This is a genomic window from Xanthomonas sp. DAR 34887 (assembly GCF_041245805.1).
GTDB classification, from domain to species: domain Bacteria; phylum Pseudomonadota; class Gammaproteobacteria; order Xanthomonadales; family Xanthomonadaceae; genus Xanthomonas_A; species Xanthomonas_A tesorieronis.
In genome coordinates this window covers 1855290-1879930 of the sequence record NZ_CP162490.1, presented here as the reverse complement: position 1 = coordinate 1879930, position 24641 = coordinate 1855290, and the positions used below count along the sequence as shown (strand labels likewise).

General features: G+C 70.4%; 21 protein-coding genes. 11 read left to right on the top strand and 10 right to left on the bottom strand.

The window, feature by feature from the left end:
- Positions 1-37 precede the first annotated feature (37 nt).
- From ubiM to AB3X08_RS07900, 5 genes are all read right to left on the bottom strand, one after another.
- Entirely contained in the window at positions 38-1225 is a 1188-nt protein-coding gene (ubiM, locus tag AB3X08_RS07920) for a 5-demethoxyubiquinol-8 5-hydroxylase UbiM (RefSeq protein ID WP_369937446.1), read from the bottom strand.
- 118 nt (positions 1226-1343) lie between these two features.
- Positions 1344-1733, bottom strand: a complete 390-nt coding sequence (locus AB3X08_RS07915; RefSeq protein ID WP_369937445.1) for an MAPEG family protein — start codon at positions 1731-1733, stop codon at positions 1344-1346.
- Between the two features lie 50 nt (positions 1734-1783).
- Positions 1784-2308, bottom strand: a complete 525-nt coding sequence (locus tag AB3X08_RS07910; protein ID WP_369937444.1) for a DUF4019 domain-containing protein — start codon at positions 2306-2308, stop codon at positions 1784-1786.
- Positions 2309-2382: 74 nt separating this feature from the next.
- On the bottom strand, positions 2383-2643 hold the full coding sequence (locus AB3X08_RS07905; protein WP_369937443.1) for a hypothetical protein: 261 nt from the start codon (positions 2641-2643) through the stop codon (positions 2383-2385).
- A gap of 87 nt (positions 2644-2730) precedes the next feature.
- Entirely contained in the window at positions 2731-3813 is a 1083-nt protein-coding gene (locus tag AB3X08_RS07900; RefSeq protein ID WP_369937442.1) for a hypothetical protein, read from the bottom strand.
- 187 nt (positions 3814-4000) lie between these two features.
- Between AB3X08_RS07900 and AB3X08_RS07895 the strand changes: the two genes are divergently transcribed.
- The 3 genes from AB3X08_RS07895 (at position 4001) to AB3X08_RS07885 (ending at position 7939) form a co-directional block, all read left to right on the top strand.
- Complete coding sequence (locus tag AB3X08_RS07895; RefSeq protein ID WP_369937441.1) at positions 4001-5476, top strand: DNA-3-methyladenine glycosylase 2 family protein; 1476 nt, start codon at positions 4001-4003, stop codon at positions 5474-5476.
- Positions 5469-5993: a methylated-DNA--[protein]-cysteine S-methyltransferase gene (locus tag AB3X08_RS07890; RefSeq protein WP_369937440.1), complete on the top strand. Its 525-nt coding sequence runs from the start codon at positions 5469-5471 to the stop codon at positions 5991-5993. The genes AB3X08_RS07895 and AB3X08_RS07890 overlap by 8 nt, the downstream gene beginning before the upstream one ends.
- Before the next feature lie 548 nt (positions 5994-6541).
- Positions 6542-7939, top strand: coding sequence for a chloride channel protein (locus AB3X08_RS07885; protein WP_369937439.1), 1398 nt, complete (start codon positions 6542-6544; stop codon positions 7937-7939).
- A gap of 296 nt (positions 7940-8235) precedes the next feature.
- Here AB3X08_RS07885 and AB3X08_RS07880 read toward each other — a convergent pair whose 3' ends face one another.
- A complete protein-coding gene (locus AB3X08_RS07880; protein WP_184410534.1) occupies positions 8236-8421 on the bottom strand; it encodes a 30S ribosomal protein THX in 186 nt (61 codons plus the stop codon).
- 110 nt (positions 8422-8531) lie between these two features.
- The gene (locus tag AB3X08_RS07875) at positions 8532-8945 is read right to left on the bottom strand and encodes a MerC domain-containing protein (RefSeq protein WP_184410535.1); all 414 of its coding nucleotides are present in this window, start codon (positions 8943-8945) and stop codon (positions 8532-8534) included.
- A 166-nt stretch (positions 8946-9111) separates the two neighbouring features.
- Between AB3X08_RS07875 and AB3X08_RS07870 the strand changes: the two genes are divergently transcribed.
- The 5 genes from AB3X08_RS07870 to AB3X08_RS07850 all read left to right on the top strand — a co-directional run bounded on the left by AB3X08_RS07870 (position 9112) and on the right by AB3X08_RS07850 (position 18380).
- Positions 9112-11175, top strand: a complete 2064-nt coding sequence (locus AB3X08_RS07870) for a TonB-dependent receptor (protein WP_369937437.1) — start codon at positions 9112-9114, stop codon at positions 11173-11175.
- Between the two features lie 432 nt (positions 11176-11607).
- Positions 11608-14004 (top strand): TonB-dependent receptor, encoded by a 2397-nt coding sequence (locus tag AB3X08_RS07865; RefSeq protein ID WP_369937436.1) that lies wholly within the window; start codon positions 11608-11610, stop codon positions 14002-14004.
- Between the two features lie 336 nt (positions 14005-14340).
- Positions 14341-15174, top strand: coding sequence for a 2Fe-2S iron-sulfur cluster-binding protein (locus AB3X08_RS07860; protein WP_369937435.1), 834 nt, complete (start codon positions 14341-14343; stop codon positions 15172-15174).
- The gene (locus AB3X08_RS07855; RefSeq protein WP_369937433.1) at positions 15161-16162 is read left to right on the top strand and encodes an FAD binding domain-containing protein; all 1002 of its coding nucleotides are present in this window, start codon (positions 15161-15163) and stop codon (positions 16160-16162) included. The genes AB3X08_RS07860 and AB3X08_RS07855 overlap by 14 nt, the downstream gene beginning before the upstream one ends.
- 22 nt (positions 16163-16184) lie before the next feature.
- Positions 16185-18380, top strand: coding sequence for a xanthine dehydrogenase family protein molybdopterin-binding subunit (locus tag AB3X08_RS07850; RefSeq protein ID WP_369937432.1), 2196 nt, complete (start codon positions 16185-16187; stop codon positions 18378-18380).
- A gap of 166 nt (positions 18381-18546) precedes the next feature.
- On the opposite strand, the gene AB3X08_RS07845 is transcribed toward AB3X08_RS07850, so the two are convergent.
- Positions 18547-19152, bottom strand: coding sequence for a nucleotidyltransferase family protein (locus tag AB3X08_RS07845; protein ID WP_369937430.1), 606 nt, complete (start codon positions 19150-19152; stop codon positions 18547-18549).
- On the bottom strand, positions 19149-20222 hold the full coding sequence (locus tag AB3X08_RS07840) for an XdhC family protein (RefSeq protein ID WP_369937428.1): 1074 nt from the start codon (positions 20220-20222) through the stop codon (positions 19149-19151). Before AB3X08_RS07840 ends, AB3X08_RS07845 begins: the two co-directional genes overlap by 4 nt.
- A 367-nt stretch (positions 20223-20589) precedes the next feature.
- Here AB3X08_RS07840 and AB3X08_RS07835 point away from each other — a divergent pair, with 367 nt between their 5' ends.
- On the top strand, positions 20590-21411 hold the full coding sequence (locus tag AB3X08_RS07835; protein WP_369938479.1) for an alpha/beta fold hydrolase: 822 nt from the start codon (positions 20590-20592) through the stop codon (positions 21409-21411).
- Positions 21412-21546: 135 nt separating this feature from the next.
- On the opposite strand, the gene AB3X08_RS07830 is transcribed toward AB3X08_RS07835, so the two are convergent.
- Entirely contained in the window at positions 21547-22701 is a 1155-nt protein-coding gene (locus tag AB3X08_RS07830) for a winged helix-turn-helix domain-containing protein (RefSeq protein ID WP_369937427.1), read from the bottom strand.
- 251 nt (positions 22702-22952) lie between these two features.
- Between AB3X08_RS07830 and AB3X08_RS07825 the strand changes: the two genes are divergently transcribed.
- Positions 22953-23396: a MarR family winged helix-turn-helix transcriptional regulator gene (locus AB3X08_RS07825; RefSeq protein ID WP_369937426.1), complete on the top strand. Its 444-nt coding sequence runs from the start codon at positions 22953-22955 to the stop codon at positions 23394-23396.
- Positions 23393-24619 (top strand): MFS transporter, encoded by a 1227-nt coding sequence (locus tag AB3X08_RS07820; RefSeq protein ID WP_369937425.1) that lies wholly within the window; start codon positions 23393-23395, stop codon positions 24617-24619. Before AB3X08_RS07825 ends, AB3X08_RS07820 begins: the two co-directional genes overlap by 4 nt.
- The last annotated feature ends 22 nt before the right edge of the window (positions 24620-24641 follow it).

Below are 24641 nucleotides of genomic sequence, written 5' to 3'. Positions count from 1 at the left end.
GAAGATATTTCTCTAGCATCCCGCGCGCATCCGCATCTCAGCGCGCACCCACCGCTGCGCGCTGGGTCAGGTGCGCGGCGATCGCGCGCTTGAACGGCCCCACTCGGTCGGCCACGCGCAAGGCCGCATTGCGCAGCGCGCGTGCCGGCAGACGGTCGTCGGTGTACAGCGCGGCGATCGCGTTGGTCGCCTCGTACAGCGGCCGCGTGGCCAGGCGGTGGCCGCGCTCGTAACCGGCCAGCAAGGCCGGCGCGGCGATGTCGCGGCCCTGCGCCACGGCCGCATGCAGTGCGCGCGCCAGCCGCGCCTGGCTCTGCAGGCCGAAATTGAAACCGTGCGCGGTCACCGGATGCATGCCCACCGCCGCGTCGCCGATCAGCGCGTAGCGCTTGCCGACGAAGCGGTGCGCGTACACCGCGACCAATGGATACGCCTGCGGCCGCACGATCGGCGTCATCGCGCCGAGCCGCTGCTCGAAGCGGGCGCTGATCTCCGCACCCAGCGCGGCGGTGTCCATGTCCAGCAGCGCCTGCGCGCGGTCCGGCGACAAGGTCAGCACCGCCGAGGCTTGGTTGCCGTGCAGCGGCAGCAGCGCCAGGGTCTGGCCGTAGCCGAACCACTCCCAGGCGGTGTGGTGGTGCGGGCGCTCATGGCTGACCCGGCAGACCAGCATGCTGCGCCCGAAATCGCGCATCTGCGCGCCGATGCCGAGCATGCGCCGGGTCGACGAGAAGCGGCTGTCGGCCGCCACCACCAGGCGCGCGGTCAGCGCCTGGCCATTGGACAGCATCAGCTGCGCCTGGATGTCGTCGCTGCGCAGCGCCTGTACCGAGACGCCGTCGAGCAAGGTCAGGCCCGGCTGCGCCTGCACCGCGGCGAACGCGGCGCGGCGGATCAGGTGATTGGGCACCAGCCAGCCCAGATCGCCGCGGCGGTCCTGGCTGGCGGCGAAGGTCAGCGCGAACGGCGAAGAGCCGTTCATGACCCGCGCATCGCGTAGCGGCGCGATCGCGTCCGGATCGATGCGCGACCACAGGTCCAATTGCTCGAGCAGGCTGCGCGAGGCGTGGGTCAGCGCGATCTCGCGGCCGTCGAAGGCGGCCTCGGCCAGGGCGGCGCGCGGCTGCGGTTCGATCAGCGCCAGCGACAAGCCGCTGCCGGCCAGAGACCGGGCGAAACACAGGCCCGCGGGGCCGGCACCGACAATGGCGATATCCACATGCATCGCTGCGCTTCCTGTCCAAGACGCAGCCAGCATAAACCCGCCGCGGCGCGCGGCATTGATCTGGATCATCGCTGCGGCAAACGGTCGCAGCGGCGCGCGTCGAACGCGGCGCGCAGCCTCAGAACAGCGCCCACACCAGTTGCAGGATCGACCACAGCGACACCAGCCAGACCAGACTGCGCAGGTAGGGCACGCCCGCCGCATACAACGGCACGTACGCCAGCCGCGCCCAGAAATACAGCTGCGCCGCCAGCGCGGTATGCGCACTGCCCTTGCCCATCGCCACCACCGCCAGCGCCGCGGCGGCGAAGAACGGGAAGGTCTCCAGGAAGTTGCGCAGCGCGCGCTCCAGGCGCCCGGCCACGCCGGCGGGCGGCGGCAATTGCGCGTCGCGCGCGCCGGCATTCCACTTCATGCCGCGTTGCGCGGTGACGAACGCCGCAGCCAGCAGCAGTTGCGCGATGCCGAGCAGGATCGCCCAGGCCAGCATGCGGATTTCGATACTCATCGACACCTCGGTCGGTTGCGAAAACGAAAGCAGCGGCGCGCGCATGCGCGTCAGTTCGGCGGACCGACGTGATAGCCGACCAGGCGCCAGGTCTTGTCCTCGTCCAGGCGCAACGAGACCAGCTCGCGCACCGGCTGCGGCGCATTGGCGAAGCGGCTGGGGAAACTGACGTTGACGTAGACCCCCGGCGGCACCTGCGAACCCGCGGCGTACTGCACCCGCGCCACGCTGGCCACACCGCGGCCGAGCAGCGCGCCGAGCCGTGCGCGGCTGGCATCGACCTGGCGCACGAACACCTCGCGCGTAACGGCCTTCTTGGCCACCGCCGATGCGCCGTCCCACAGTTCGCCGCTGCGTCCGGCATCGACCAGCTGCGCCGCGCGCAGGCCGGCCTGGGCCATTTGCGCGTCCTGCTTGGACAGCGGTCCCGGCGCGGCAGGATCGGCATGCCTGGCCGCCGCGGGTCTGGCGGCGGCGGACGTGGGCGCCGCAGGCTGTGCCGGTGCGGTCTGCGCCGCTGCAGCGAACACGGCAACGCCGAACAATGCGGGGAACAGTCGAAGTGACAACGGCATGGGCATCGCTCAGGGAGCTCGGTGATGGCAGGGGCGGCAGTCTACGCCGGCCAAGCGTGCCTGCGCAGTGATGCTCACGGCTCCTCGCCCGGCGCGGCCGCGCTCACCGGCACCGCATAGCGCTGCCGGTGCCAGGCATGCCAGCTGACGCCCAGGGCCCAGGCGGTGCCGCCCAGCAGGCCGGCCAGGCTCAGCAACGAGGCGATGCGCGCCAGCAGCTGCGCATGCGCGCCGTTGGCGAACTGCAGCAGCAGTTCGGCGACCACAAAACCGCCCAGCGCCAGCATCGCCGGCGGCAGGTATAGCCGCACCATCAGCTTGGTCCCGATCGCCATGCGCCTGCTCCCGAAGTGGATGGCGCGGACGCTAGCGCCGCCGCGGTGCCTGGCGCGTGAACGCCGGGCGCAGCGCGCAACCGGCGTTCAGGCCCCGGGCGAGGCCAGCGGCAGCGTGGCCACGTCGATTTCCGACAGCGGGCTCTCCGCCGGGCAGGCCTGGTCGGGGAAGCCGAAGCGCTGCTTCAGCGCCTGGCCACAGGCGGTGAGCGACTCCAGGTCCACGCCCTTGGCCTTGCACTCGTGGTCGAATGCGATCAGGAACGCGTCCTTGCGCCGCACGAAATCGTCGCCGCACTTGCGCAACTGCTTGATCCGCTCCAGGTCGTCCTGCACCGCGTTGGTCCCGTCCAGCCCGTACTGCTTGAGCTCTTCGTTGCTGAGCAGGCGCAGGCTGCGGTTGGGCACGGTCATCATCAGGTCGGCTACCGCCACCGCCACGCCGTTGCGCTCCAGGTAGTCCTTGACGTTGCCGTAGACCTCCTGCAGTTCGCGGTTGAGCTCGGCGCGCGAGGTCGCGGTGGAACTGATCCGCATCATGCGGTGAATGCCGACCTTGCCCGAGATCAACCGGTTGTCGCCGGCGGCCAGCACGAACACGCAGGCGCTGTGGCAGATCGAGCCTTCGCGCACCCAGATGGTCCAGCCGGATTCGCCGATCGCATCGCCGGCGCGGATCGCCGCTTCCACCTGACCGCCGCTGGAATCCAGGTCCAGCACGCGCTTGCCGATGCCGGCATGCGCGGCGACCTCGGCCAGGCGCCGCACCATCTCGGCGAAACCGGCGTTGATCTTGCCTTCGTAGCGCACCCGCAGCAGGCCGCGCTCGCGGCATGGCGCCAGCGCCGCCTCGATCGTCGGCCGGTCCAGCCCGGCCAGCGCCTCGCCGTCGCCGGCCGCGGCCGCGTAGTCGGTGTCGCAGCTGACGAAGGCCTCGCCGTTCTCCAGCGCCGCCTGCTCCCAGACGTCGGGATCGGGCTTGGGCGTGGCCGCAGGCCGCGGTGCGGGCGCGGGCGGCGGCGTGCCGACCGACACCATGTGCTCGCCGTCGCCGGGCGGACTGTCGGCCACGGTCCTGCCGGCAGATGACGGGCCCTGCTGGCACGACAACAGGCCAGCGCAGCACAACGACAGCCACCAGATTTTGGACGGAAGAGGCAAGCAGGTCATCCGCGAAGGAAGGGACGGCGCGTTCGGCGTGCGCCTCGCTAGTCTAGTGCCGATACGCATTCGGTTCCCAACTGCGCCTAAACCGCAAGCGTGCGGCACAGGCGCCCCGCAAGGAGCACGCCGGAGCCGGCGCATCCATGTCCGAAAACGGCGAGTTTGGCGCAGCGGCGCAGACTAGACTGGCCCCATGCCGCAGATCACGCCCGACGACCACGACCTCTACGACCGCGCCCGCCACTCGCGCGATGCGCGCTTCGACGGGGTGTTCTTCACCGCCGTGCGCAGCACCGGCATCTATTGCCGGCCGGTGTGCCCGGCGCCGGCGCCCAAGCGCAGCAACGTGCGCTACTACCCCAGCGCCGCCGCCGCGGCCGCGGCCGGCTACCGTCCGTGCCTGCGCTGCCGGCCGGAGCTGTCGCCCGAAGCGCAACAGCACCTGGGCGAGGAATCGGTGCAGCGTGCGCTGGCGCTGATCGCCGAGGGCGCGCTGCAGGACGCCAGCGTCGAACGGCTGGCCGCCGACGTCGGACTCAGCGCGCGCCAGTTGCAGCGCGTGTTCGTCGCCCAGCTCGGCGCCACCCCGGCGGCGGTGCATGCGACGCGGCGCCTGCTGCTGGCCAAGCAATTGCTGACCGAGACCGCGCTGCCGATCACCCAGGTGGCGCTGGCCGCCGGGTTCAACAGCCTGCGCCGCTTCAACACCGCGTTCCTGGAAGGCTGCGGCATGCCGCCCTCGGCGATCCGCAAACAGCGCGCCGAGGTACCCGGCGGCGATCTGCTGCTGCGCCTGGGTTACCGCCCGCCGCTGGATTTCGCGGCCATGCTGGCGTTCCTGCGCAAGCGCGCGATCCCCGGCATCGAGCGCATCGGCGAGGCCAGCTACGAGCGCGTGCTCGGCCCGCTGGACGCCTCCACCCGGATCCGCGTCGAAGCCGATCCGCAGCGCCACGAACTGCGCCTGCAGATCGCCGCGGCCGATCCGCGGGCGATTCCCGACATCGTACGGCGCGTGCGCCGCATCTTCGACCTGGATGCCGACCTGCGCGCCGTGCATGCCACGCTTGGCACCGAACCGCTGCTGGCGCGCGCGATCGCGCGGCGCCCGGGACTGCGCGTGCCCGGCGGCTGGGACGGCTTCGAAGTGGCGGTCCGCGCGGTGCTCGGCCAGCAGGTCAGCGTGGCCGGCGCGGCGACCCTGGCCGCGCGCCTGGTCGAGCGCCACGGCGCGTACCGAGCGGGGCAGCCACCCGGCCTGGACCGCGCGTTCCCGGCGCCGCAGCAGCTGCTGGACGCGCCGCTGGAGGCGATCGGCCTGCCGCGCTCGCGCGCCGCCACGATCCGCGCGCTGGCCGCGGCGGTGGTGGACGGACGCCTGCAGTTCCGCGCCGGCCAGCGCCTATCCGACTTCGTCGAACGCGCCACCGCCCTGCCCGGCATCGGCGCCTGGACCGCGCACTACATCGCGTTGCGCGCGCTCGGCCAGCCCGATGCGTTCCCGGCCGGCGACCTGGTCCTGCAACGCATGCTCGGCGCCGACGGCGCGCGCCTGAGCGAACGCGCCACCGACGCCCGCGCGCAGGCCTGGCGGCCATGGCGCGCCTACGCCGTGCTGCATCTGTGGCACCTGGCCGGCGATCCACCCGAGGAGACTTCCGATGATTGAGCAACGCCTGTACTACGACGCCTTCGCCACTCCTATCGGCGAACTGACCGTGGCCGTCGGTGACGACGGTGTGCGCCACATCCTGTTCCCGGAGAACCGCTACGACGCGCGTGGCCGCGCCGACTGGATCCGCGACGCGGCGCCGGTGCGCGAAGCGCGGGAGCAGTTGCTGGCGTATTTCGCCGGCGAACGCAGCCGCTTCGACCTGCCGCTGGCGCCGCGCGGCACCGCGTTCCAGTGCCGCGTGTGGCAGGCGCTGGCCGACATCCCGTTCGGCGCGACCTGGAGCTACGCGCAGCTGGCGCGGCACATCGAGCAGCCGCGGGCGGTGCGTGCGGTCGGCGCCGCCAACGGCCGCAATCCGCTGCCGATCGTGCTGCCCTGCCATCGGGTGATCGGCGCCAACGGCACCCTGACCGGCTTCGGCGGCGGCCTGCCGACCAAGGCCGCACTGCTGGCGTTGGAGCGGCGTGGGGCCATCGAAGCGGATGGTGCGACGGCGGCGTTGTTCGACTGAGCTGCGCGACGGCGAGCGAACGGGGCAACGCGGTGATGACGGTCGCCCTCCTGCCTGCGAGATCAAGGGCCACTTTTCTCGGGAAGGTCACAAGGGGACGAATCGGAAGACTAGCGAAGTCCGCAAACTGCGGCGTCTCGGGCCGTTCGTGCCGACGTACCCTCACCCCAACCCCTCTCCCGGGGGGAGAGGGGCTAGCGGCTGTTCCCTTCTCCCCTCGGGACCATGGCCCCCTTTTTGGGGGAAGGTGCCCCGCAGGGGCGGATGAGGGTACGGGCGCAGCCTCGTGCACCCAAACGCCGCGAGACGCTTCGCGCCGCACCCTCACCCCAACCCCTCTCCCGGGGGGAGAGGGGCTACTGCATTGGCGGCGCTTCGCAATCCTTGCCTCGCTCGCACACCACATCACCGACGGCAGCGGCCGCATCGCCATCGCAAGCATTCGATGCAGTAACGCGACCAATCTGCGACGCCGCACACCGCCCCAGGCATGAATGCGTGGACGCGGCGGCAGGTCCACGCGATGGCGCGCATGCGACAATCCGCGCATGCAGTCGCCCGATCCCGTGCCGCCGCCGCGCATGCGCCAGCGCCTACGCCCGTTGCTCTCGCACGAAAGCTGGAAACAGCGCGCGGTGCTGTGGGGCGGCGCGGTCGCGGTGGCGCTGGTCGCCATCGTGTTCGCCAAGGCCAGCGACGCCGCCTTCCATCTGTTCCAGCGCATCATCGCGCATTCGCCGTGGTGGGCGCTGTTGCTCACGCCGAGCGTGTTCGCGCTGCTGGCCTGGCTGACCAACGGCGTGCTGCGCCCCACCCGCGGCAGCGGCATTCCGCAGGTCATCGCCGCGCTGGAACGGCCCGACGACGCATTCCGGCAGACCAACCTGTCGCTGCGCGTGTCGGCCGGCAAATTGCTGCTGACCACGCTGGCCCTGCTCGGCGGCGCCTCGGTCGGGCGCGAAGGCCCCACCGTGCACGTCGGTGCCAGCCTGATGTACGTGCTCGGGCGCTGGTTCGGTTTCCGCGACCCGCGCCAGGCCTCGCATTTCCTGCTCGCCGGCGGCGCCGCCGGCATCGCCGCGGCGTTCAACACGCCGCTGGCCGGGGTGGTGTTCGCGATCGAGGAACTGAGCGGCCGTTTCGAACACCGGTTCTCCGGCACCTTGCTGACCGCGGTGATCGTCGGCGGCGTGATCTCGCTGGGCCTGCTCGGCAACTACACCTATTTCGGCAAGGTCTCCGCGGCGCTGCCGCTGGGCCGGGCATGGCTGGCGATCGTGCTGTGCGGGGTGGTCGCCGGCCTGCTCGGCGGCGCCTTCAGCCGCATGGTGCTGGCCACGGTGGCCGGCAAGCCGCGCTGGCTGGGCGCGCTGCGCGGCCGCCACCCGGTATTGCTGGCCGCGGGCTGCGGCCTGGCCCTGGTCGCGCTGGGCCTGGTCTTCGGCAACGGCGCGTTCGGCACCGGCTACGAACAGGCGCGCAGCCTGGTGCAGGGCCACGCCAGCGTCGGCCACGAGTTCGGGCTGATGAAGCTGCTGGCGAACCTGGTGTCGTACGTGGCCGGCATCCCCGGCGGCCTGTTCTCGCCGGCGCTGGCGGTCGGCGCCGGCGTCGGGCACAACCTGGCGGTGCTGATGCCGGACGTGGATCCGCGCACCTTCGTGCTGCTCGGCATGTGCGCCTATCTGACCGGCGTGACCCAGGCGCCGCTGACCTCGGCGGTAATCTCGCTGGAACTGACCGACAGCAGCGACATGCTGCTGCCGATCCTGGCCACGGTGCTGATCGCGCGCGGCGCCTCGGCGCTGGTGTGCCGCACGCCGATCTATCGCGGCCTGGCCGAACAATTGCTGGTGGTGCCGGTGGTGGCCGCGCCCGAACCGGAGCCGACGCCGCTGACGGTCGACCTGGCCGGCGACAGCGGCGAGGACGATCCGCCGCGCTGAGCGGCAGCTCCGCGGGTCGCTTCGCGTCGGACCCTTTACTCCAACCCCTCTCCCGAGGAGAGAGGGGCCCCGCGGCTTTCCTTCTCCCATCGGGAGAAAGGTGCCCCGAAGGGGCGGATGAGGGTACGGGCGAAGCCTCGCGCCCCCCCCCAAAGCGCCGCGAGTCGCTTCGCGCCGCACCCTCACCCCAACCCCTCTCCCGGAGGGAGAGGGGCTGAAGCGGCGGCGGCGCATTTTCCCGAGGCAAAAAAAACGCGGCGCAAGCGCCGCGTTTTTTGTACCGCTGGAGCCGAGGCTCAGCCGGCCTTGGCGACCGTCTTCTTGGCCACGGCCTTCTTCGCCGCCGGGGCCTTGACCACCGACTTCTTGGCGACCGGCGCAGCTGCGCCCACGGCCACCTTGCTCACGCTGTGCGAGCGCGAATTGCCATAGCTGGCGTTGTAGCGCTTGCCCTTGGCGGTCTTGCGGTCACCCTTACCCATGCTCATCGACTCCTGAATGTGTGTGCGAAAATCCCCGCGCGATGCACGGGTTTGGCGAGGCCAACGCGGTCGGCGCCCTCGCGCAAGGGCGGCAAGCCTATCACGTGCGCTCAGTGGGCGCAGCTGGCGTCGTGCACGTGGCCGTGGTTCAGGCGCAGGTTGAGCAGATGCGCCAGCCCGACCAGGGTGCCGCCGAAGGTCATGATCGCCGCGTGCGGCGCCACTGCGTGATGCAGCGCCGGCACCAGCATGCCGGCCCACAGCGACAGCAGACCCAACAGCAGCAAGCCCAGCGCCTGCCAGGCGCGATGCCGGCGATAGCCGAGCACCAGACTGAACAGGCCCAGGCAGGTCACGAACAGCACCAGCGTGCGTTCCACGCCATCGCCCAGCCACACCGACAGGCCCAGCGAGGGCAACACGGCCAGCGCCAGCGGCAGCAGCGCGCAGTGCACCGCGCACAGCAGCGAACCAGTGGCGCCGAGGCGGTCGAGCAATGCGCGCAGATCGGAGGTGGGCGTCATGACTTCCAGCACAGTGGTGATTGCGTTATAGAATAATATAACATTACTCGGCCGGCGACCAGGGGTCGCCACGCCCTTACGCCCTGCCTGCCGCCGCCTCCGCGCGGCGAACGCGAGCGCCCGCGCTCGCCTGGCGGCGCCTTATTCCCCCCCACTCGGTATGTCTATGTCCTTTTCCCGCTCCCGTTCGTTCCGTCGCACCGCCTTGTCCCTCGCGCTGGGCGGCCTGCTCAGCCCCGCCCTCGCCCTGGCCGCCGATGCGACCACCGCGGACGCCGCCACGCCACCGGCCAGCGACAGCCGCCATGCCGACGGCCACAAGCAGGACCGCCACGTGAAGGACATGGACGCGGTGGTGGTCACCGCCAGCCCGCTGCGCGATGCCGCCGGCGACCTGAGCCAACCGGTGGACGTGCTGGCCGGCGAGCGCCTGGACGAGAACCGCGGCGCCAGCGTCGGCGAGACCGTGGCCAGCCTGCCCGGCGTGCAGAGTTCCAACTTCGGCCCCGGCGTCGGCCGGCCGATCATCCGCGGCCTGGACGGCCCGCGCGTGGCGGTGCTCAGCGACGGCCTGTCCACCCAGGACGTGTCCACCGTCAGCCAGGACCATTCGCCGGCGGTGGAGTCGTTCCTGGCCGACCAGATCGAAGTGCTGAAGGGCCCGTCCACCCTGCTGTACGGCTCCGGCGCGATCGGCGGCGTGGTCAACGTGGTCGACGGGCGCATCGCCGAGACTCCGGTGGACGGTGTGCACGGCCGCGCCGAAGTGCGCTTCGACGGCGGCGACAAGGACGGCAACACCGACATGTTCCGGGTCGATGCCGGCAACGGCAGCGGCCTGTCGATCCATGCCGACGGCGTGTACCGCAACCAGAACGACTACGACACCCCGCAGGGCCGCCAGGCCAATTCCTTCCTGGACGGCAAGACCGGCTCGATCGGCAGCTCGCTGGCCGGCGACTGGGGCTTCGTCGGCGTGTCGATCTCGCGCTTCCGCGACAATTACGGCAACCCGGGCGAACCCGGCGATCCGGCCGCCGGCGAGCGCGGCGTGTCGCTGCGCATGCACCAGGACCGCTACGAACTCAAGGGCGGGCTGACCGATCCGTGGGGCGACGGCAGCGCGCTGCGCTACAGCTTCGGCCATACCGCCTACACCCACATCGAGTTCGAAGGCGAGGAAGTGGGCACGGTGTTCGACAAGCGCGCCAACGAAGGGCGGGTCGAAGCCTCCTTCACCGTCGGCGGCGGCTGGCAGACCGCGTTCGGCGTGCAGGGCAGCGACTCCACCTTCCAGGCGATCGGCGAAGAGGCGTTCGTGCCGAAGACCGACACCCGCGCCATCGGCGTGTTCGCCGTGGCCCGCAACAACTGGGACCGCGTCAGCGCTGAAGTCGGCGCGCGCGTGGACAAGGTCAAGTACGAGACCGACAGCGGCGTGGACCGCGACTTCACCCCGAAGAGCGTCTCGCTCAGCGGCGGCTTCCGCTTCAACGAACAGTGGCGCCTGACCGCCAACCTCGACCATGCCGAGCGCGCGCCGGCCGAGGAAGAACTGTTCGCCGACGGCCCGCACATCGCCACCCTCGCCTACGAGATCGGCGACGCCGACCTCAAGCCGGAGAAGGCCAACCAGGCCGAGCTGGGACTGAACTTCAAGAACACTTGGGTGGATGCCAAGGTGGCGGCGTACTACAACCGCTACGACGACTTCATCTACATCGCCGATACCGGCGCGCAGTGGTTCCACGAGGAGGACAACGACTTCCTGCCGATCCGCCAGTGGACCCAGGCCGACGCGATCTTCCATGGTTTCGAGGGCGATGCCACCTTCCACCTGGCCGACAACGACAGCGGCGCCTGGGACCTGAGGGTGTTCGGCGACACCGTGCGCGCGCGGCTGAAGGACGGCGGCAACCTGCCGCGCATCGCTCCGGCACGCTACGGTGCGCAGCTGCGCTGGGATGCGAACAACTGGCGCGCCTCGCTCGGCGCCACCCGCTACCAGAAGCAGGACAAGGTGGCGGTCAACGAGACCCCGACCGACGGCTATACCATGGTCGATGCGCACCTGGCTTACCACGTCGATGCCGGCAGCACCGCCTGGGAAGTGTTCCTGGACGGCAACAACCTGACCGACCAGGACGCGCGCGTGCACACCTCGTTCCTGAAGGACGACGTGATGCTGCCCGGCCGCAACGCCTCGTTCGGCGTGCGCCTGTTCTTCTGACGCGGCTCCCCTCCCACGCGTCGGTGGAGGCCGCCCTTGGGCGGCCTTTTTTTTGGCAGCGACCGAAGAGGCGATCGACAGGCACACACTCGCAGCGAAAACATGCACTGGGCTGCACCACGCGGCAGCGGCAGCGCCCGTCGCGAGCGCAGGCCCGAGGCCAGCGAGTGCCGTCTCCATGACGAGCGTCGCGCCGCGCACGGCGCGCCGGAGGACACGCAGCGCTGGCGACCGGCCTGCGCAACCTGTCACGCAAACGGCGCCTCTACCGCGCTGCACAACGGCCTGTCCGCGCAACGGCGTTACAAAGAGCGCCGCGCGATGTCCCCTGCATCGCGCTGTGCCGGCCAAGCCTGCGTCGACGTGCGCTGCACGCGTGGGTCGCTGCGTGCGCCGGCGCACCGTTTCGGATGAAGAAAGGAGAGATTCTTCATGAAAGCCGCCCTGACCCTCCGCCTGTTGCCGCTGTCCATCGCCGCGGTCGTGCTTGCGCCGACCGCGTTGGCGCAGACCGCCGCACCCGCCGACGCCGCCGCACCCGCCGCGCAGTCCGATGCCACCACCCTGGATACCGTGGTGGTCAGCGGCACCGCGCGCTTCAAGGGCCTGCGCAAGCGCGACGCCAGCTTCTCGATCACCACCGCCACGCCCGAACAGATCCAGCAGGCGGTGCCGCAGAGCAGCGCCGACCTGCTGAAGATCGTGCCCGGCGTGTGGGCCGAGCCCAGCGGCGGCGGCACCGGCGCCAACATCTTCGTGCGCGGCATGCCCTCCGAAGGCGATGCGCCGTTCGTCACCTTCCAGCTCGACGGCTCGCCGCTGTTCCCGCCGCCGACGCTGTCGTTCCTGGAAAACTCTACGCTGTTCCGCACCGACGACACCATCGAGCGCATGGAGGTGCTGCGCGGCGGCTCCAGCCCGATCTTCTCCAACGGTCAGGCCGGCATCACCGCCAACTTCATCCAGAAGCAGGGCCAGGACGAACCGGCAGGCAGCGTGCGCCTCACCGGCGGCAGCGACAATCTGCGCCGCATCGACCTGTTCAACAGCGGGCCGATGGGCAATGGCTGGTACTACAGCATCGGCGGCTTCTTCCGCGAAACCGACGGCGTGCGCGACCCGCAGTTCTCCGCCGACAAGGGCGGCCAGTTCAGCGCCACGCTGAGCAAGCGCTGGGACAGCGGCGACCTGACGTTCTACGCGCGCCACACCGACGACAACAACGCGTTCTACACCGCGATCCCGCTGCTGTCGCGCAACAACGGCAGCGACCTGTCCAGCTTCCCCGGCCTCAATGCGCAGACCGGCACCCTGCTCAGCAACGACTTCCGCAACGTCAGCCTGCCGGTCGGCCCGAACGGGCAGACCGTGCAGCGCGACCTGGCCGACGGCCGCGGCATCAACATCGATGTGTTCGGCGGCGAGCTCAACTGGCAGCTCGGCGACTGGACCCTCGCCGACCGCTTCAGCGTGATGGGCGGCACCGCGCCGACCTACGCGCTGTTCACCGGCGATGCGCCGCAACGCCTGAGCGATTTCATCGCCGGCTACGGCAGCACCGGCAGCGCCACCTACACCAATGGCGGCGGCGCGGTCGATCCGAACCAGCAGGTGCTGGAAGCCGGCTGGTGGTCGGTGGACAAGCGCCTGAATTCCTTCACCAACGATCTGCGCCTGAGCCGCGAACTGTTCGCCGGCAATACGCTCACCGTCGGCAGCTACTACGCCAAGTATTCTTCCAACGACACCTGGTATCTCGGCAATACCATGCTGCTGACCGCGCAGAACCACGCACGGCGCATCGACGTCAGCCTGGACGATGGCCGCCAGCCGACCCGCGACGGCTTCACCAGCACCGCCTTCTTCGCCCTGCGCGCGCACTACGACGGCGAGAACACCGCCGTATTCGTCGCCGACGAATGGGAACTGGACGAACGCCTGCGCCTGGACCTGGGCGCGCGCTACGAGCGCCAGCGCGTCACCGGCACCGTGCACGACACCGCCACGGTGGACCTGGACGGCAATCCGGCCACGCTGTACGACAACGCCACCTCGATCTCGCTGCCGAGCGCGCGCCGCATCGACCAGGACGACAACGCGCTGTCGTGGACCGCCGGCCTGAACTTCAAGCTCGACGCGCACAACAGCCTGTTCGCGCGGGTCAATTCCGGGGTGAAGTTCCCGGGCTTCGACAACCTGCGCGACGGGCAGACCAAGGTGCAGGACATCGACCAGTACGAACTGGGATTGAAGTCCGGTGCGGCCGCCTACGACCTGTACCTGACCGCGTTCTACAACACCTTCAAGAACTCGCCGTTCCAGGCGTTCCTGGCCAACGGCCAGAACTTCACCACGGTCGGCGACTCGCGCGCCTACGGCCTGGAGGTGGAAGGCGCGATCCGTCCGTTCGGCGGCTTCGAACTGGCCGGCACCGGGGTGTGGCTGGACGCCAAGTACCGCAATTACCGCGAGTACACCGGCAACCAGGTGATGCGCCAGCCCAAGCGTCAATTCCGGCTGACGCCGAGCTACTACTGGATGCTGCCGTTCGGCGACCTGCGCGTGTTCGCCACCTACTCCTACATCGGCGAACGCTACGCCGACCTGGCCAACAGCCAGCGCCTGCCGTCCTACGACATGCTCGACCTCGGCGCCAGCCTGCATGCCGGCGAACACTGGGAGTTCACCGCCAGCGGCAGCAACGTGACCAACGAACTGGGCCTGACCGAAGGCAACGTGCGCGTGCCCGGCGCGGCCACCGGCGGCGTGTTCATGGGCCGCCCGATCGCCGGCCGCCAGTACCAGGTGTCGGTGGCGTACCGCTGGTAGCGCGGCGTCTTTCCGCCGCAACCGTCCGCAACCACGCGCCCTTGTAGGAGCGGCTTCAGCCGCGACAGGCTCTGTCCGTAGAGTCTGTCGCGGCTGAAGCCGCTCCTACAGAAAAGCGGCATGCCGTGCCTCACGAAAATCCCGAAGCCCGGCCGCATCACCCCGCCGCCACCGCCCCTTCGCAATCTCTTCGCGACACCGCTGCGATGCTCGCGTATGGGCGTCTCAGCGCGCCCGCGCGCCGGTGCCGCAGTGGCGGCACCGCTACCCAGGTCGAATCGCCCATCCGTTGCTGCGCCACCGCAGCGATGCGCGGTCCCCAGGCAGGAGAGACCGATGCAGCACGATCCCCACCCTTCCCAGCTCACGCCCGGCGCCGCCGAGCCCCCGCACGATGCCGGGCTGAGCGACGACGAGGCCGCACTCGCGCGCCGGCTCGGGATCAGCGGCCTGTCGCGGCGCGAATTCCTCACCCTGCTGTCGGCCGCCGGCCTGAGCAGCGCCGGCGGGCAGATCGTGTTCAGCGACGCCGCCTTCGCCGCACCGGCCGCAAGCGCGGCGCCGCCGCACAATGCGATGCCGGTGGTACTGCAGGTCAACGGCCAGCGCCACGCCCTGCAGCTGGACCCGCGCACCACCTTGCTGGACGCGCTGCGCGAACACCTGGCGCTGACCGGCACCAAGAAGGGCTGCGACCACGGCCAGTGCGGCGCCTGCACGGTGATCGTGGACGGCGAGCGGCGCCTGTCGTGCCTGACCCTGGCCGCGCAGGCCGAAGATGCGCAGATCACCACCATCGAAGGCCTGGCCGACGGCGAACGGCTGCATCCGATGCAGGCCGCGTTCGTGCAGCACGACGGTTTCCAGTGCGGCTACTGCACGCCCGGGCAGATCTGCTCGGCGGTGGCCCTGCTCAACGAGATCAAGCGCGGCGACGCCAGCCATGTCAGCGCCGACGTCAGCCAGCCGGTCACCGAGCTCAGCGACGCTGAGGTGCGCGAACGCATGAGCGGCAACATCTGCCGCTGCGGCGCCTATCCGAAGATCGTGGCCGCGATCCAGGACGTGCACAGCGGCGGCGCGCCGCGCGCGCTGACCTGGCGCTACGTCGATCAGTCCGAACTGACCGCGCTGAAGCTGGCGAAGGAGGTGGCCGATGACGCCGTTTGATTACCAGCGCGCCAGTTCGCCGGAAGACGCGGTGCGCCGCGTCGCCGCCAACCCGAATGCGCGCTTCCTGGGCGGCGGCACCAACCTGCTCGACCTGATGAAGGAAGGGGTGACCGGCGCCGATGCGATCGTCGATCTGACCCGGCTCAAGGGCCTGGCCGAGATCGCCGAAACCGCCGACGGCGGCCTGCGCCTGGGCGCGCTGGCCAACAATACCCACACCGCCAACCATCCGCTGGTGCGCCAGCGCTATCCGCTGCTGAGCCAGGCGATCCTGGCCGGGGCGACGATGCAGTTGCGCAACATGGCGACCAACGGCGGCAACCTGCTGCAGCGCACACGGTGCGGCTATTTCTACGACACCGCCCTGCCCTGCAACAAGCGCAACCCCGGCAGCGGCTGCGGCGCGCGCGAGGGACTCAACCGCACCCACGCGATCTTCGGCCACAGCGCGCACTGCGTGGCGGTGCATCCGTCGGACATGTGCGTGGCCCTGGCCGCGCTGGATGCCACGGTGCAGGTACGCACGCCGGCCGGCAGCCATCGCGAGATTCCCTTCGCCGACTTCCACCTGCTGCCCGAGGCCCGCGCCGACCTGGACAACCAGCTGGCGCACGGCGAGCTGATCGAGTCGATCACCCTGCCGGCGCAACGCTTCGCCGCGCACAGCCACTACCTGAAGGTGCGCGATCGCGCCAGCTACGCGTTCGCGCTGATCTCGGTGGCCGCGGCGCTGGCGCTGGAACCGGACGGGCGCATCCGCGAGGCGCGCATCGCGATGGGCGGCGTGGCGCACAAGCCATGGCGCGCGCACGCCGCCGAACGCGCGCTGGTCGGGCAACGCGTCGGCGAAGCCGCCTTCGCCGCCGCCGCGCAGGCGGAGATGGCCGCCGCGCGCCCGCTGGCGCACAACGCCTACAAGGTGCCGATGGGCACGCACGCGATGATCCGCGCCCTGCACCGCGCCAGCGGCAGCGACGCCGCGTGAGCACCGAACCGGAGAACCCGCAATGAACTACATCGGCAAGGAAATGCGCCGCGTCGACGGTTACGCCAAGGTCACCGGCAAGGCGCGCTATGCGGCGGAATTCCAGATCCCGCACTTGACCCACGGCTACATCCTTACCAGCACCATCGCCAAGGGCCGCATCGTGCGCATCGACACCCGCGCCGCCGAGGCCGCGCCGGGAGTGATCAAGGTGCTGACCCATCTGAATTCGGTCAAGCCGGTCTCCGACGAGGTCAAGAAGAAAGGCGAAGACCTGTCGTTCCGCGCCTTGGTCGACGACCGCATCCATTTCAGCGCGCAACCGATCGCGGTGGTGGTCGCCAGCACCTTCGAGCAGGCGCGGCATGCGTCGCGGCTGATCCAGGTGGACTACGCCGCCGAGACCGCGCACACCGATTTCGACGCATTGCTCGGCCAGGCGCACGACCCGACCCCGGAGGAATCGCCGAAGCCGCGCGGCAACCCGGCCGCCGCGTTCGCCGCGGCACAGGTGCAGGTGGAAGCCGCGTACACGATGCCGATCGAGCACCACAACCCGATGGAACCGCACGGCGGCATCGGCTACTGGATCGGCGACACGCTGACCGTGGTCAACAAGAGCCAGAACGTGCACCAGGACCGCGAGCAGCTGGCCGGTTACTTCGGCATTCCGATCGAGCAGGTCAACGTGGTGTCGCTGTTCGTCGGCGGCGCGTTCGGCTCGTGCCTGCGCCCCAACTACTACACCTTCCTGCTCGGCGCGGTATCCAAGGCGGTCGGCCGCCCGGTCAAGATCGTCTACACCCGCCGACAGATGTTCAGCGGCCACGGCTACCGTCCCTACTATCGGGTAGAACTGGGCCTGGGCGCCGACGCCGCCGGCAAGCTGCAGGCGATCCGCTACCGGCACGTGCTCAATACCTCGCGCATCGAGGCGTTCAACGAGGCGTTCTTCCGCAACGCGCGCTCGCTGTACGCCTGCCCCAACGTCGAGGACCGCTTCGAGGTGGTGGAGACCGACCTGCCGACACCGCAGGCGATGCGCGCGCCCGGCACCATCAGCCAGATGTTCGGCATCGAGTGCGCGATGGACGAGCTGGCCTATGCGCTGAAGATGGACCCGCTGCAATTGCGCCTGGCCAACTACGCCGAAACCGATCCGGAAACCGGCAAGCCGTTCTCCAGCAAGGCGCTGCGCGAATGCTATTCGCTCGCTGCCGAGACCTTCGGCTGGAGCAAGCGCACGCCCGAGCCGCGCTCGATGCGCGACGGCCGCCTGCTGGTCGGCTGGGGCATGGCCACCGGCACCTGGGCGGCGATGCAGATGCCGGCGCTGGCGCGGGTGGTGTTGAAGGCCGACGGCAGCGCCAGGGTCGGCAGCGCCACCGCCGACATCGGCCCCGGCACCTACACAGTGATGACCCTGATCGCCGCCGAATACCTGGGGCTGGACGCCAAGCGCGTGCAGTTCGAACTCGGCGACACGCGCCTGCCGAAGGCGCCGTCGCAGGGCGGCTCGTGGACCACCGCCAGCGTCGGCAGCGCGATCCACGGCGCCGCGCGCGAGATCCGCGACAAGCTGCTGGAGCTGGCCAGGCAGGACGGGCAAGCCGCGTTCGCCGGGCTGGACGTGGACAAGGTGGAGCTGGCCGACGGCCGCCTGCAGCCGACCGGCAAGCCCGAAGCCGGCCTGGAGGTGGCCAAGCTGATGCGCCAGCACGGTCTGCAGGAACTGGACGTGGTGCACGAATCCAAGCCCTCGGCCGAGCGCAAGAAGTACGCCACCGCCGCGCACGGCGCGCAGTTCATCGAGGTCAAGGTCGATCCGGACACCGGCATGGTGCAGGTGACCCGGGTCATCGAGGCCACCGCCTGCGGCAAGATCATGAATCCGCTGACCTCGCACAGCCAGGAGATCGGCGGCGTGGTGATGGGCATCGGCATGGCGCTCAGCGAAGGCACCGAGGTGGATCATCGCTACGGACGCATGCTCAACGCCTCGCTGGCCGACTACCACGTGCCGGTCAATGCCGACGTGCACGTGATCGAGACCATGTTCGTCGAGGAGAACGACACCATCGTCAATCCGCTCGGGGTCAAGGGCATGGGCGAGCTGGGCATGGTCGGCATTCCCGCCGCGATCGCCAACGCCGTGTTCCACGCCACCGGCAAGCGCATCCGCGAACTGCCGATCACCCCGGACAAGCTGATCGGCTGAGCGGCCATGCCTGCCATCGAGGCGTCGCGCGGTTTGCCTCGCGACGTCGGCTTTATGCCATTGCCCTCGCATGTCCTGTAGGAGCGGCTTCAGCCGCGACAGGTCCTCTCCGACAAGGTGAATGTCGCGGCTGAAGCCGCTCCTACAGGGGCGGGTTGCCCTGTGGCTACGGATCCAACCACCCGCGTTCCACCGCGGCCTGCACGTCCTGCGGCGTATCCAGGTCCAGCGCCAGCGCCGGGGCGACGATGCACCCCAGACTCTCCGGCGCCATCGCCTCGTACATTCCGCGCAGGCCCTGGTCGCCGCTCAACGGCAACGCCTGCCAGTACGCCTGCGCCACCACCGCCGGCATGCCGCGCACGCCGGCGTAGGCGCTGACCGCGCAGCCGGAGGCGGCACGCCGCGCCGCGGCCAGCAGGTCCTGCAGGTGCGCCGCCTCCAGCGCCGGCTGATCGCAGCCGAGCACCAGGCTGTGGGTGATCGATGCGTCGCCCTGCAGCGCCGCGCGCAGGCAGGTCAGGCTGCCGCCCATGCCGGTCGGCCACTCGCGATTGATCACGATCTCCACCGGCAGGCCGTCCAGCAGCGGGCGCAGCGCCTCGGCCTGCGCACCCAGCACCGCCACGCAGCGGGCTGGCGACGAGGCCAGCGCCAGCCGCGCCGTGCGCCGCAGCAAGGACTCGCCGTCGCGGGTCAGCGCCTGCTTGGCATGGCCGAGGCGGCGGCTGGCACCGGCGCCGAGAATCAGCGCGGCATGCGCGTGGCTCATCGCACCGCCTCCCGCGCGCCGCTGTCGGCGTGCAATGGCACGGGTGCGGCCGATGCGCCGTCGCCGGCGTGCAAACGGGTCACGTTGCAAGGGGTCGGCTCCGCGCTGGCGCCGGCGTGCTGCACGCCACGGATGCCCTGCAACTGCGCGGCGATGCTCAGCGCGATGGCCTCCGCACCGCTGCCGCCGAGGCGCAGCCCGATCGGCGAATGCAGTCGCGGCAACAGTTGCGCGTGCTGCTGCGGACGCAACAGCCGGAACAGGTCCTCGCGCCGGCGCGCGGGGCCCAGCAGGCCCAGGAACGGGATCGGGCTCGCCGCCAGCGCCGCCAGCGCCTCGCGGTCCAGTTCGAAATGATGGTGCATCACCAGGGCCGCGTCGCTGTCGGCGCACTCCTCCAGCGCACGGGTCGGGGTGCATGCCAAGGCCTGGTCGGCCAGCATCGCCTGCGCCGCCCAGCGCGGGCGCTGTTCCACCAGCGTGGTCATCCAGCCCAGTTGCCGCAGCAGCGGCAGCAGCACGGCGCTTTCCGGGCCGGCGCCGAACACGCTGACCCGCGGCGGCGGCGGCAGCTGTACCTGGCCGCCGCACGCCGACGCGCCAGCCCAGGCCTGGCAGCGCAAGCGCCACTGCAGGGCCTCGCCGGCCACCGCCGCGACGATTCCGCCGTCGGCGTCCAGCGCCAGGCGCAACGCACCGCGCCGCTGCAGCCACGCTTGCGCCAGGCGCTCGAACCCGGGCAAGGCATGCAACGGCAGCAAGGCCAGATGCAGGCGGCCACGGCAGCCCACCGCCGAACCGGACAGCAGGTCCTCGTCGTCGCGCGTGTCGATATCCATCCAGGCCAGTTCGCCCGCCGCTGCCGCGGCCGCCGCGCACCGCGCGATCTCCGGCTCCAGGCAACCGCCGCTGAGCCAGCCCTGCTGCGCGCCGTCGGCGCCGAACAGCGCCATCGCGCCGGCACGCGCGTAGGTGGAGCCTTCGGTGGCCATCACCACCGCCAGCACCGCGGGCACGCGCTGCCGGCAGGCGACGATGGCATCGTGGATACAGTGTCTGGCTGCGGACATGCGGCGGCACAGGCTATGGGGGAACCACAGCCTAAGCAGCGGCTTGTGGTGACGGAGTGACCTGGCGGCGAAGAAGGCGCAATGACCACGCCGCCTTGCCCGCAGCGCGGCGCGGCGCGGCAAACCAGCAGGATTATGCAATCGGCGTGGCGCCGCGCCGCGCATCATCTGCGTCGCTGCTTTCGACGCGGGACCTGCAATGGACGCTCACACGACGCTTACCGACATCGCCGATCCTGTCCGGCGGCGCCTGCTGCTCGGCGCCGCCGCATTGACCGCCCTGCCCCTGGCAGGCATCGCCGCACCGGGCCGACCCGGCCTTTCCCCCACGCCTGCGGCCAGCCCGCACGCCCATCAGGACACCACCATGCCCAGCATCACCACGCAAGACGGTACCGAAATCTTCTACAAGGACTGGGGCACCGGCCAACCCATCGTGTTCCATCACGGCTGGCCGCTCAGCGCCGACGACTGGGACGCGCAGATGCTGTTCTTCGTCGCCCAAGGCTACCGCGTCATCGCGCACGACCGCCGCGGCCATGGCCGTTCCACGCAGACCGCCACCGGCAACGACATGGACACCTACGCCGCCGACGTGGCCGCGCTGGTCAAGCACCTGGACCTGAAGAATGCCATCCACGTCGGCCATTCCACCGGCGGCGGCGAAGTGGCGCGCTATGTCGCCAAGCACGGCGCCGGCCGCGTGGCCAAGGCGGTGCTGATCGGCGCGGTGCCGCCGATCATGCTCAAGACCGAGAACAACCCCGGCGGCCTGCCGATGGACGTGTTCGACGGCTTCCGTACCCAGCTGGCCGCCAACCGCGCGCAGTTCTACAAAGAGGTGCCGGTGCCGTTCTACGGCTACAACCGCGACGGCGCCAAGGTCTCGCAGGGGGCAATGGACAACTGGTGGCGGCAGGGCATGATGGGCGGCGCCAAGGCCCACTACGACTGCATCAAGGCGTTCTCGGAAACCGACTTCACCGAGGACCTGAAGCAGCTCGACGTGCCGGTGATGATCATGCACGGCGACGACGACCAGATCGTGCCGATCGCCGACTCGGCGCTGCTGTCGGCCAAGCTGGTCAAGCACGCCACGCTGAAGGTCTACAAGGGCTACCCGCACGGCATGTGCACCACCCAGCCGGAACAGATCAACCAGGATCTGCTGGCCTTCTTCAAGGCCTGATCCGCGCGCCGGCGCACGCGAGGCGCGTGCGCCGGTCGTTGCATGGCTCCAGCATGATGTTCGCCGGCGCGATGCACGATCGCGTGATCCGCACCACGCACCATGACGTACGCGGCAGGACGCGCCGCGCCTGCGCTACTGCAGATGAAATTGTTCGAAGCGCTGCAGCGCCGCGTCGATCGCCCTCTTCAACGCCGGCCGTTGCGCGACCAGCCAGGTCCATTTCTGGATCAACAACCTGCCCGCCTGGCGATCCATCTTCAGATCCAGTGCGGCGACGATGCGGTCGCCGACCAGCACCGGCAGCGCGAAGTAGCCGAGCACCCGCTGTGGCGCCGGCACGTAGGCCTCGAAACGATGTTCGTAGCCGAAGAACTGCTGCAGGCGCTTGCGCTGGATCAGCACCGGATCGAACGGCGACAGCAGGTGCGCGAGGGAATCGTCCGGCAGCGGCGGCGCGTGCTCCAGCAGCGCCGGTTCGGCCCACAGCGCGACCTGCTCCTGGCCCTGCAGATGCACCGGCCGCAGGCGCCTGGCGGCGACCGCGGCGGCGATCAAGGCGCGCACCGCAGGTTTGGCGCCGGCATTGCCGTAGCAGATCGAATCCACGCTCACCAGGCCCTGCGCACGCAGCGCGCGCTGCAGCAGATAGCGCGCGTACTGCGCATCGCTGACCGGGCGCGGCCGCCGGCTCCAGCCGAAATGGCGCGCGGCCAGCTCGTAGGTCTTGAGCATGCCGCTGCGCTGGCTGACCACCAGGTCGCCGCTGAAGAAGCCGTAGCGCAACGCCGCGCGCGACGGCTTGCGGCTGCCCCATGGATGGGTCTTCTCGACCAGCACGTCGTCGTCGATATCGCGGATCGACAACGGCCCGTCGTTGCGGATGCGCCGCAGCAGCCTGGCGTAATCGGCCGGATCGATCTTGCCGGCCGCATCCGCCTGGGCGCGGTAACGGGCCATCTGCGCCACGTACATGCGGTAGTCGGCGATCGGCACATAGGCCAGCGCATGCGTCCAGTATTCGAATACCGACTTGTCCTGTGCCTGCGCCTGTTCGAGGTCCTGCTTGCGATAGGCGGGAATGCGGCTGTACAGCACATGGTGGTGGCTGCGCTCGATCACGTGGATGGTGTCGATCTGCACGTAACCCAGGTGCGCGGTGGCCTGCCGCACCGCCTCGGCCCCCGCGCCGAACGGCGCCGGCGTGGTCAGCCGCTGCGCATCCAGCCACAGCGCGCGCGCACGCGCGGCGGCGATCGGCATAGAGACGGCGGTGCGGGTGTTGGGCATCGGCATGGCATTCCGGCGAGCGCAAGGCGACGCAGAGCATAGCAATGTCGGCGAGCGGCGCGCGCCTGCATGTATCGCTGCGCCTGGGCGAAGTGTGGCGGCGCTGCAACGGCATGCGAGCCGCCATTCGTGCGCATGCCGTCGCCCGAGCAGGGCCTGCCCTGCGCGCGTCGCCCGCGAACGGTGGCGATGCGCGGCCTTCCCCGCCCGGCGCTTGCCAATTACATGCATATGCACGTACTTTGCCGGACATGGACGACACCGCACCCTGCCGCTGCACCTGCTTCCTGCTGCGCCGCGCTGCGCGGCGTACCTCGCAGGTCTACGACCGCGAACTGAGCGCGGTGGGGCTGAGCCTGAACGAGTATTCGATCCTGCGCCGCGCCGGTACCGCGCAGCAGCTGGGCGCGCTGGCCGAGCGCCTGGGCATGGACCGCAGCACGCTGTCGCGCAATCTCAAGCCGATGCAGGCGGCCGGCTGGATCGAGCAACGCCGCGGCGACGATGCGCGGCAGAAGCTGGTGGTGGTCAGCGCCGCTGGCCGGCGCCTGCTCAAACGCGCGCTGCCGCATTGGCAACGCGCGCAGGCGCGCATCGACGCGTTGGCCGGCGATGCGGCCATCGATGCCCTGCACCGCCAGCTGCGGCAGCTGGAACGCGCGCTGTGCGCCGAGCGCGAGGACGCCGCCGCATGAGCGTCGCGGCGCCGCACGCGCAGGCCGGCCGTCAGTGGGGCCTGCTGATCATCGCCTCGGCGACGCTGATGCTGACCATGGGCGCGCGCCAGACCACCGGCCTGTTCGTCGAACCGATCCACCGCAGCAGCGGCGTCGGCATCGCCGCGATCAGTTTCGCGCTGGCGGTCGGCCAGTTCGTATGGGGCGCGGTGCAGCCTGTCTTCGGCGCGATCGCCGACCAGCGCGGCCCGCTGCCGGTGCTGTGGCTGGGCGGGATGATGCTGGCGCTGGGCCTGGGCCTGGCGCCCTGGCTGCCGAGCGAATGGGGCCTGATCGTCAGCCTGGGCATGCTTGCCGCGGCGGGCGCCGGTGCCGGCAGCTTCTCGGTGCTGATCGGCGCCACCGCGCATCGCATCGCGCCGGAGCGGCGCTCGTTCGCCGCCGGGCTGATCAACGCCGGCGGCTCGCTCGGCCAGTTCCTGTTCGCGCCGCTGGTGCAATGGATGATCGGCGCTGCCGGCTGGGCGATGGCCATGACCGGCATGGCTGCGCTGTCGCTGCTGACCCTGCCGCTGGCCTGGCCGCTGCGCCGCAAAGGCAGCGCGCCGTTGCCGACCGCGGCGGCCGCGGACGGCGGCTTGCGCGCGCAGCTGCGCAGCGCCCTGCGCGACCGCAGCTACTGGTGCCTGCACCTGGGCTTTTTCACCTGCGGCGTGCACATCGCGTTCCTGGTGACCCATCTGCCCGGGGAAATCGCGTTGTGCGGGCTCGCGCCCAGCGTGTCGGCCATCGCCATCGCGCTGATCGGCCTGTGCAACGTCGCCGGCAGCCTGATCGCCGGCAAGCTCGGCGAGCGCGTGCGCATGAAGTGGCTGCTGCTGGCGATGTACGCCAGCCGCGCGGTGCTGATCGCCCTGTACCTGGTCGCGCCGCCGACGCCGCTGACCTTCTACCTGTTCGCCGCCGCGCTCGGGTTCACCTGGTTGGCGACGGTTCCGCCCACTGCCGGCCTGATCGGCAAACTGTTCGGGCCGCGCTATCTGGGAACGCTGTTCGGGCTGACCCTGCTGTCGCACCAGATCGGCGGCTTCTTCGGCGCCTGGCTCGGCGGCGTGGCACTGGAGCGCCTCGGCAACTACCAGTGGATGTGGTACGCCGACATGGCCCTGGCCGCGGCCGCGGCGCTGGTCAACCTGCCGATCCGCGAACAGCGTCCGCTCGCGGCCGCACGCCCCGCCTAGGGCATGTCGTCAATTGCCGACT

Coding starts and splice junctions, on each gene's coding strand:
- AB3X08_RS07840 (WP_369937428.1), bottom strand. CDS start 20,222: ATGTCCGCAGCCAGACACTGTATCCACGATGCCATCGTCGCCTGCCGG.
- AB3X08_RS07885 (WP_369937439.1), top strand. CDS start 6,542: ATGCAGTCGCCCGATCCCGTGCCGCCGCCGCGCATGCGCCAGCGCCTA.
- AB3X08_RS07905 (WP_369937443.1), bottom strand. CDS start 2,643: ATGGCGATCGGGACCAAGCTGATGGTGCGGCTATACCTGCCGCCGGCG.
- AB3X08_RS07915 (WP_369937445.1), bottom strand. CDS start 1,733: ATGAGTATCGAAATCCGCATGCTGGCCTGGGCGATCCTGCTCGGCATC.
- AB3X08_RS07845 (WP_369937430.1), bottom strand. CDS start 19,152: ATGAGCCACGCGCATGCCGCGCTGATTCTCGGCGCCGGTGCCAGCCGC.
- AB3X08_RS07850 (WP_369937432.1), top strand. CDS start 16,185: ATGAACTACATCGGCAAGGAAATGCGCCGCGTCGACGGTTACGCCAAG.
- AB3X08_RS07910 (WP_369937444.1), bottom strand. CDS start 2,308: ATGCCGTTGTCACTTCGACTGTTCCCCGCATTGTTCGGCGTTGCCGTG.
- AB3X08_RS07820 (WP_369937425.1), top strand. CDS start 23,393: ATGAGCGTCGCGGCGCCGCACGCGCAGGCCGGCCGTCAGTGGGGCCTG.
- AB3X08_RS07835 (WP_369938479.1), top strand. CDS start 20,590: ATGCCCAGCATCACCACGCAAGACGGTACCGAAATCTTCTACAAGGAC.
- ubiM (WP_369937446.1), bottom strand. CDS start 1,225: ATGCATGTGGATATCGCCATTGTCGGTGCCGGCCCCGCGGGCCTGTGT.
- AB3X08_RS07855 (WP_369937433.1), top strand. CDS start 15,161: ATGACGCCGTTTGATTACCAGCGCGCCAGTTCGCCGGAAGACGCGGTG.
- AB3X08_RS07880 (WP_184410534.1), bottom strand. CDS start 8,421: ATGGGTAAGGGTGACCGCAAGACCGCCAAGGGCAAGCGCTACAACGCC.
- AB3X08_RS07860 (WP_369937435.1), top strand. CDS start 14,341: ATGCAGCACGATCCCCACCCTTCCCAGCTCACGCCCGGCGCCGCCGAG.
- AB3X08_RS07865 (WP_369937436.1), top strand. CDS start 11,608: ATGAAAGCCGCCCTGACCCTCCGCCTGTTGCCGCTGTCCATCGCCGCG.
- AB3X08_RS07875 (WP_184410535.1), bottom strand. CDS start 8,945: ATGACGCCCACCTCCGATCTGCGCGCATTGCTCGACCGCCTCGGCGCC.
- AB3X08_RS07895 (WP_369937441.1), top strand. CDS start 4,001: ATGCCGCAGATCACGCCCGACGACCACGACCTCTACGACCGCGCCCGC.
- AB3X08_RS07900 (WP_369937442.1), bottom strand. CDS start 3,813: ATGACCTGCTTGCCTCTTCCGTCCAAAATCTGGTGGCTGTCGTTGTGC.
- AB3X08_RS07870 (WP_369937437.1), top strand. CDS start 9,112: ATGTCCTTTTCCCGCTCCCGTTCGTTCCGTCGCACCGCCTTGTCCCTC.
- AB3X08_RS07890 (WP_369937440.1), top strand. CDS start 5,469: ATGATTGAGCAACGCCTGTACTACGACGCCTTCGCCACTCCTATCGGC.
- AB3X08_RS07825 (WP_369937426.1), top strand. CDS start 22,953: ATGGACGACACCGCACCCTGCCGCTGCACCTGCTTCCTGCTGCGCCGC.
- AB3X08_RS07830 (WP_369937427.1), bottom strand. CDS start 22,701: ATGCCCAACACCCGCACCGCCGTCTCTATGCCGATCGCCGCCGCGCGT.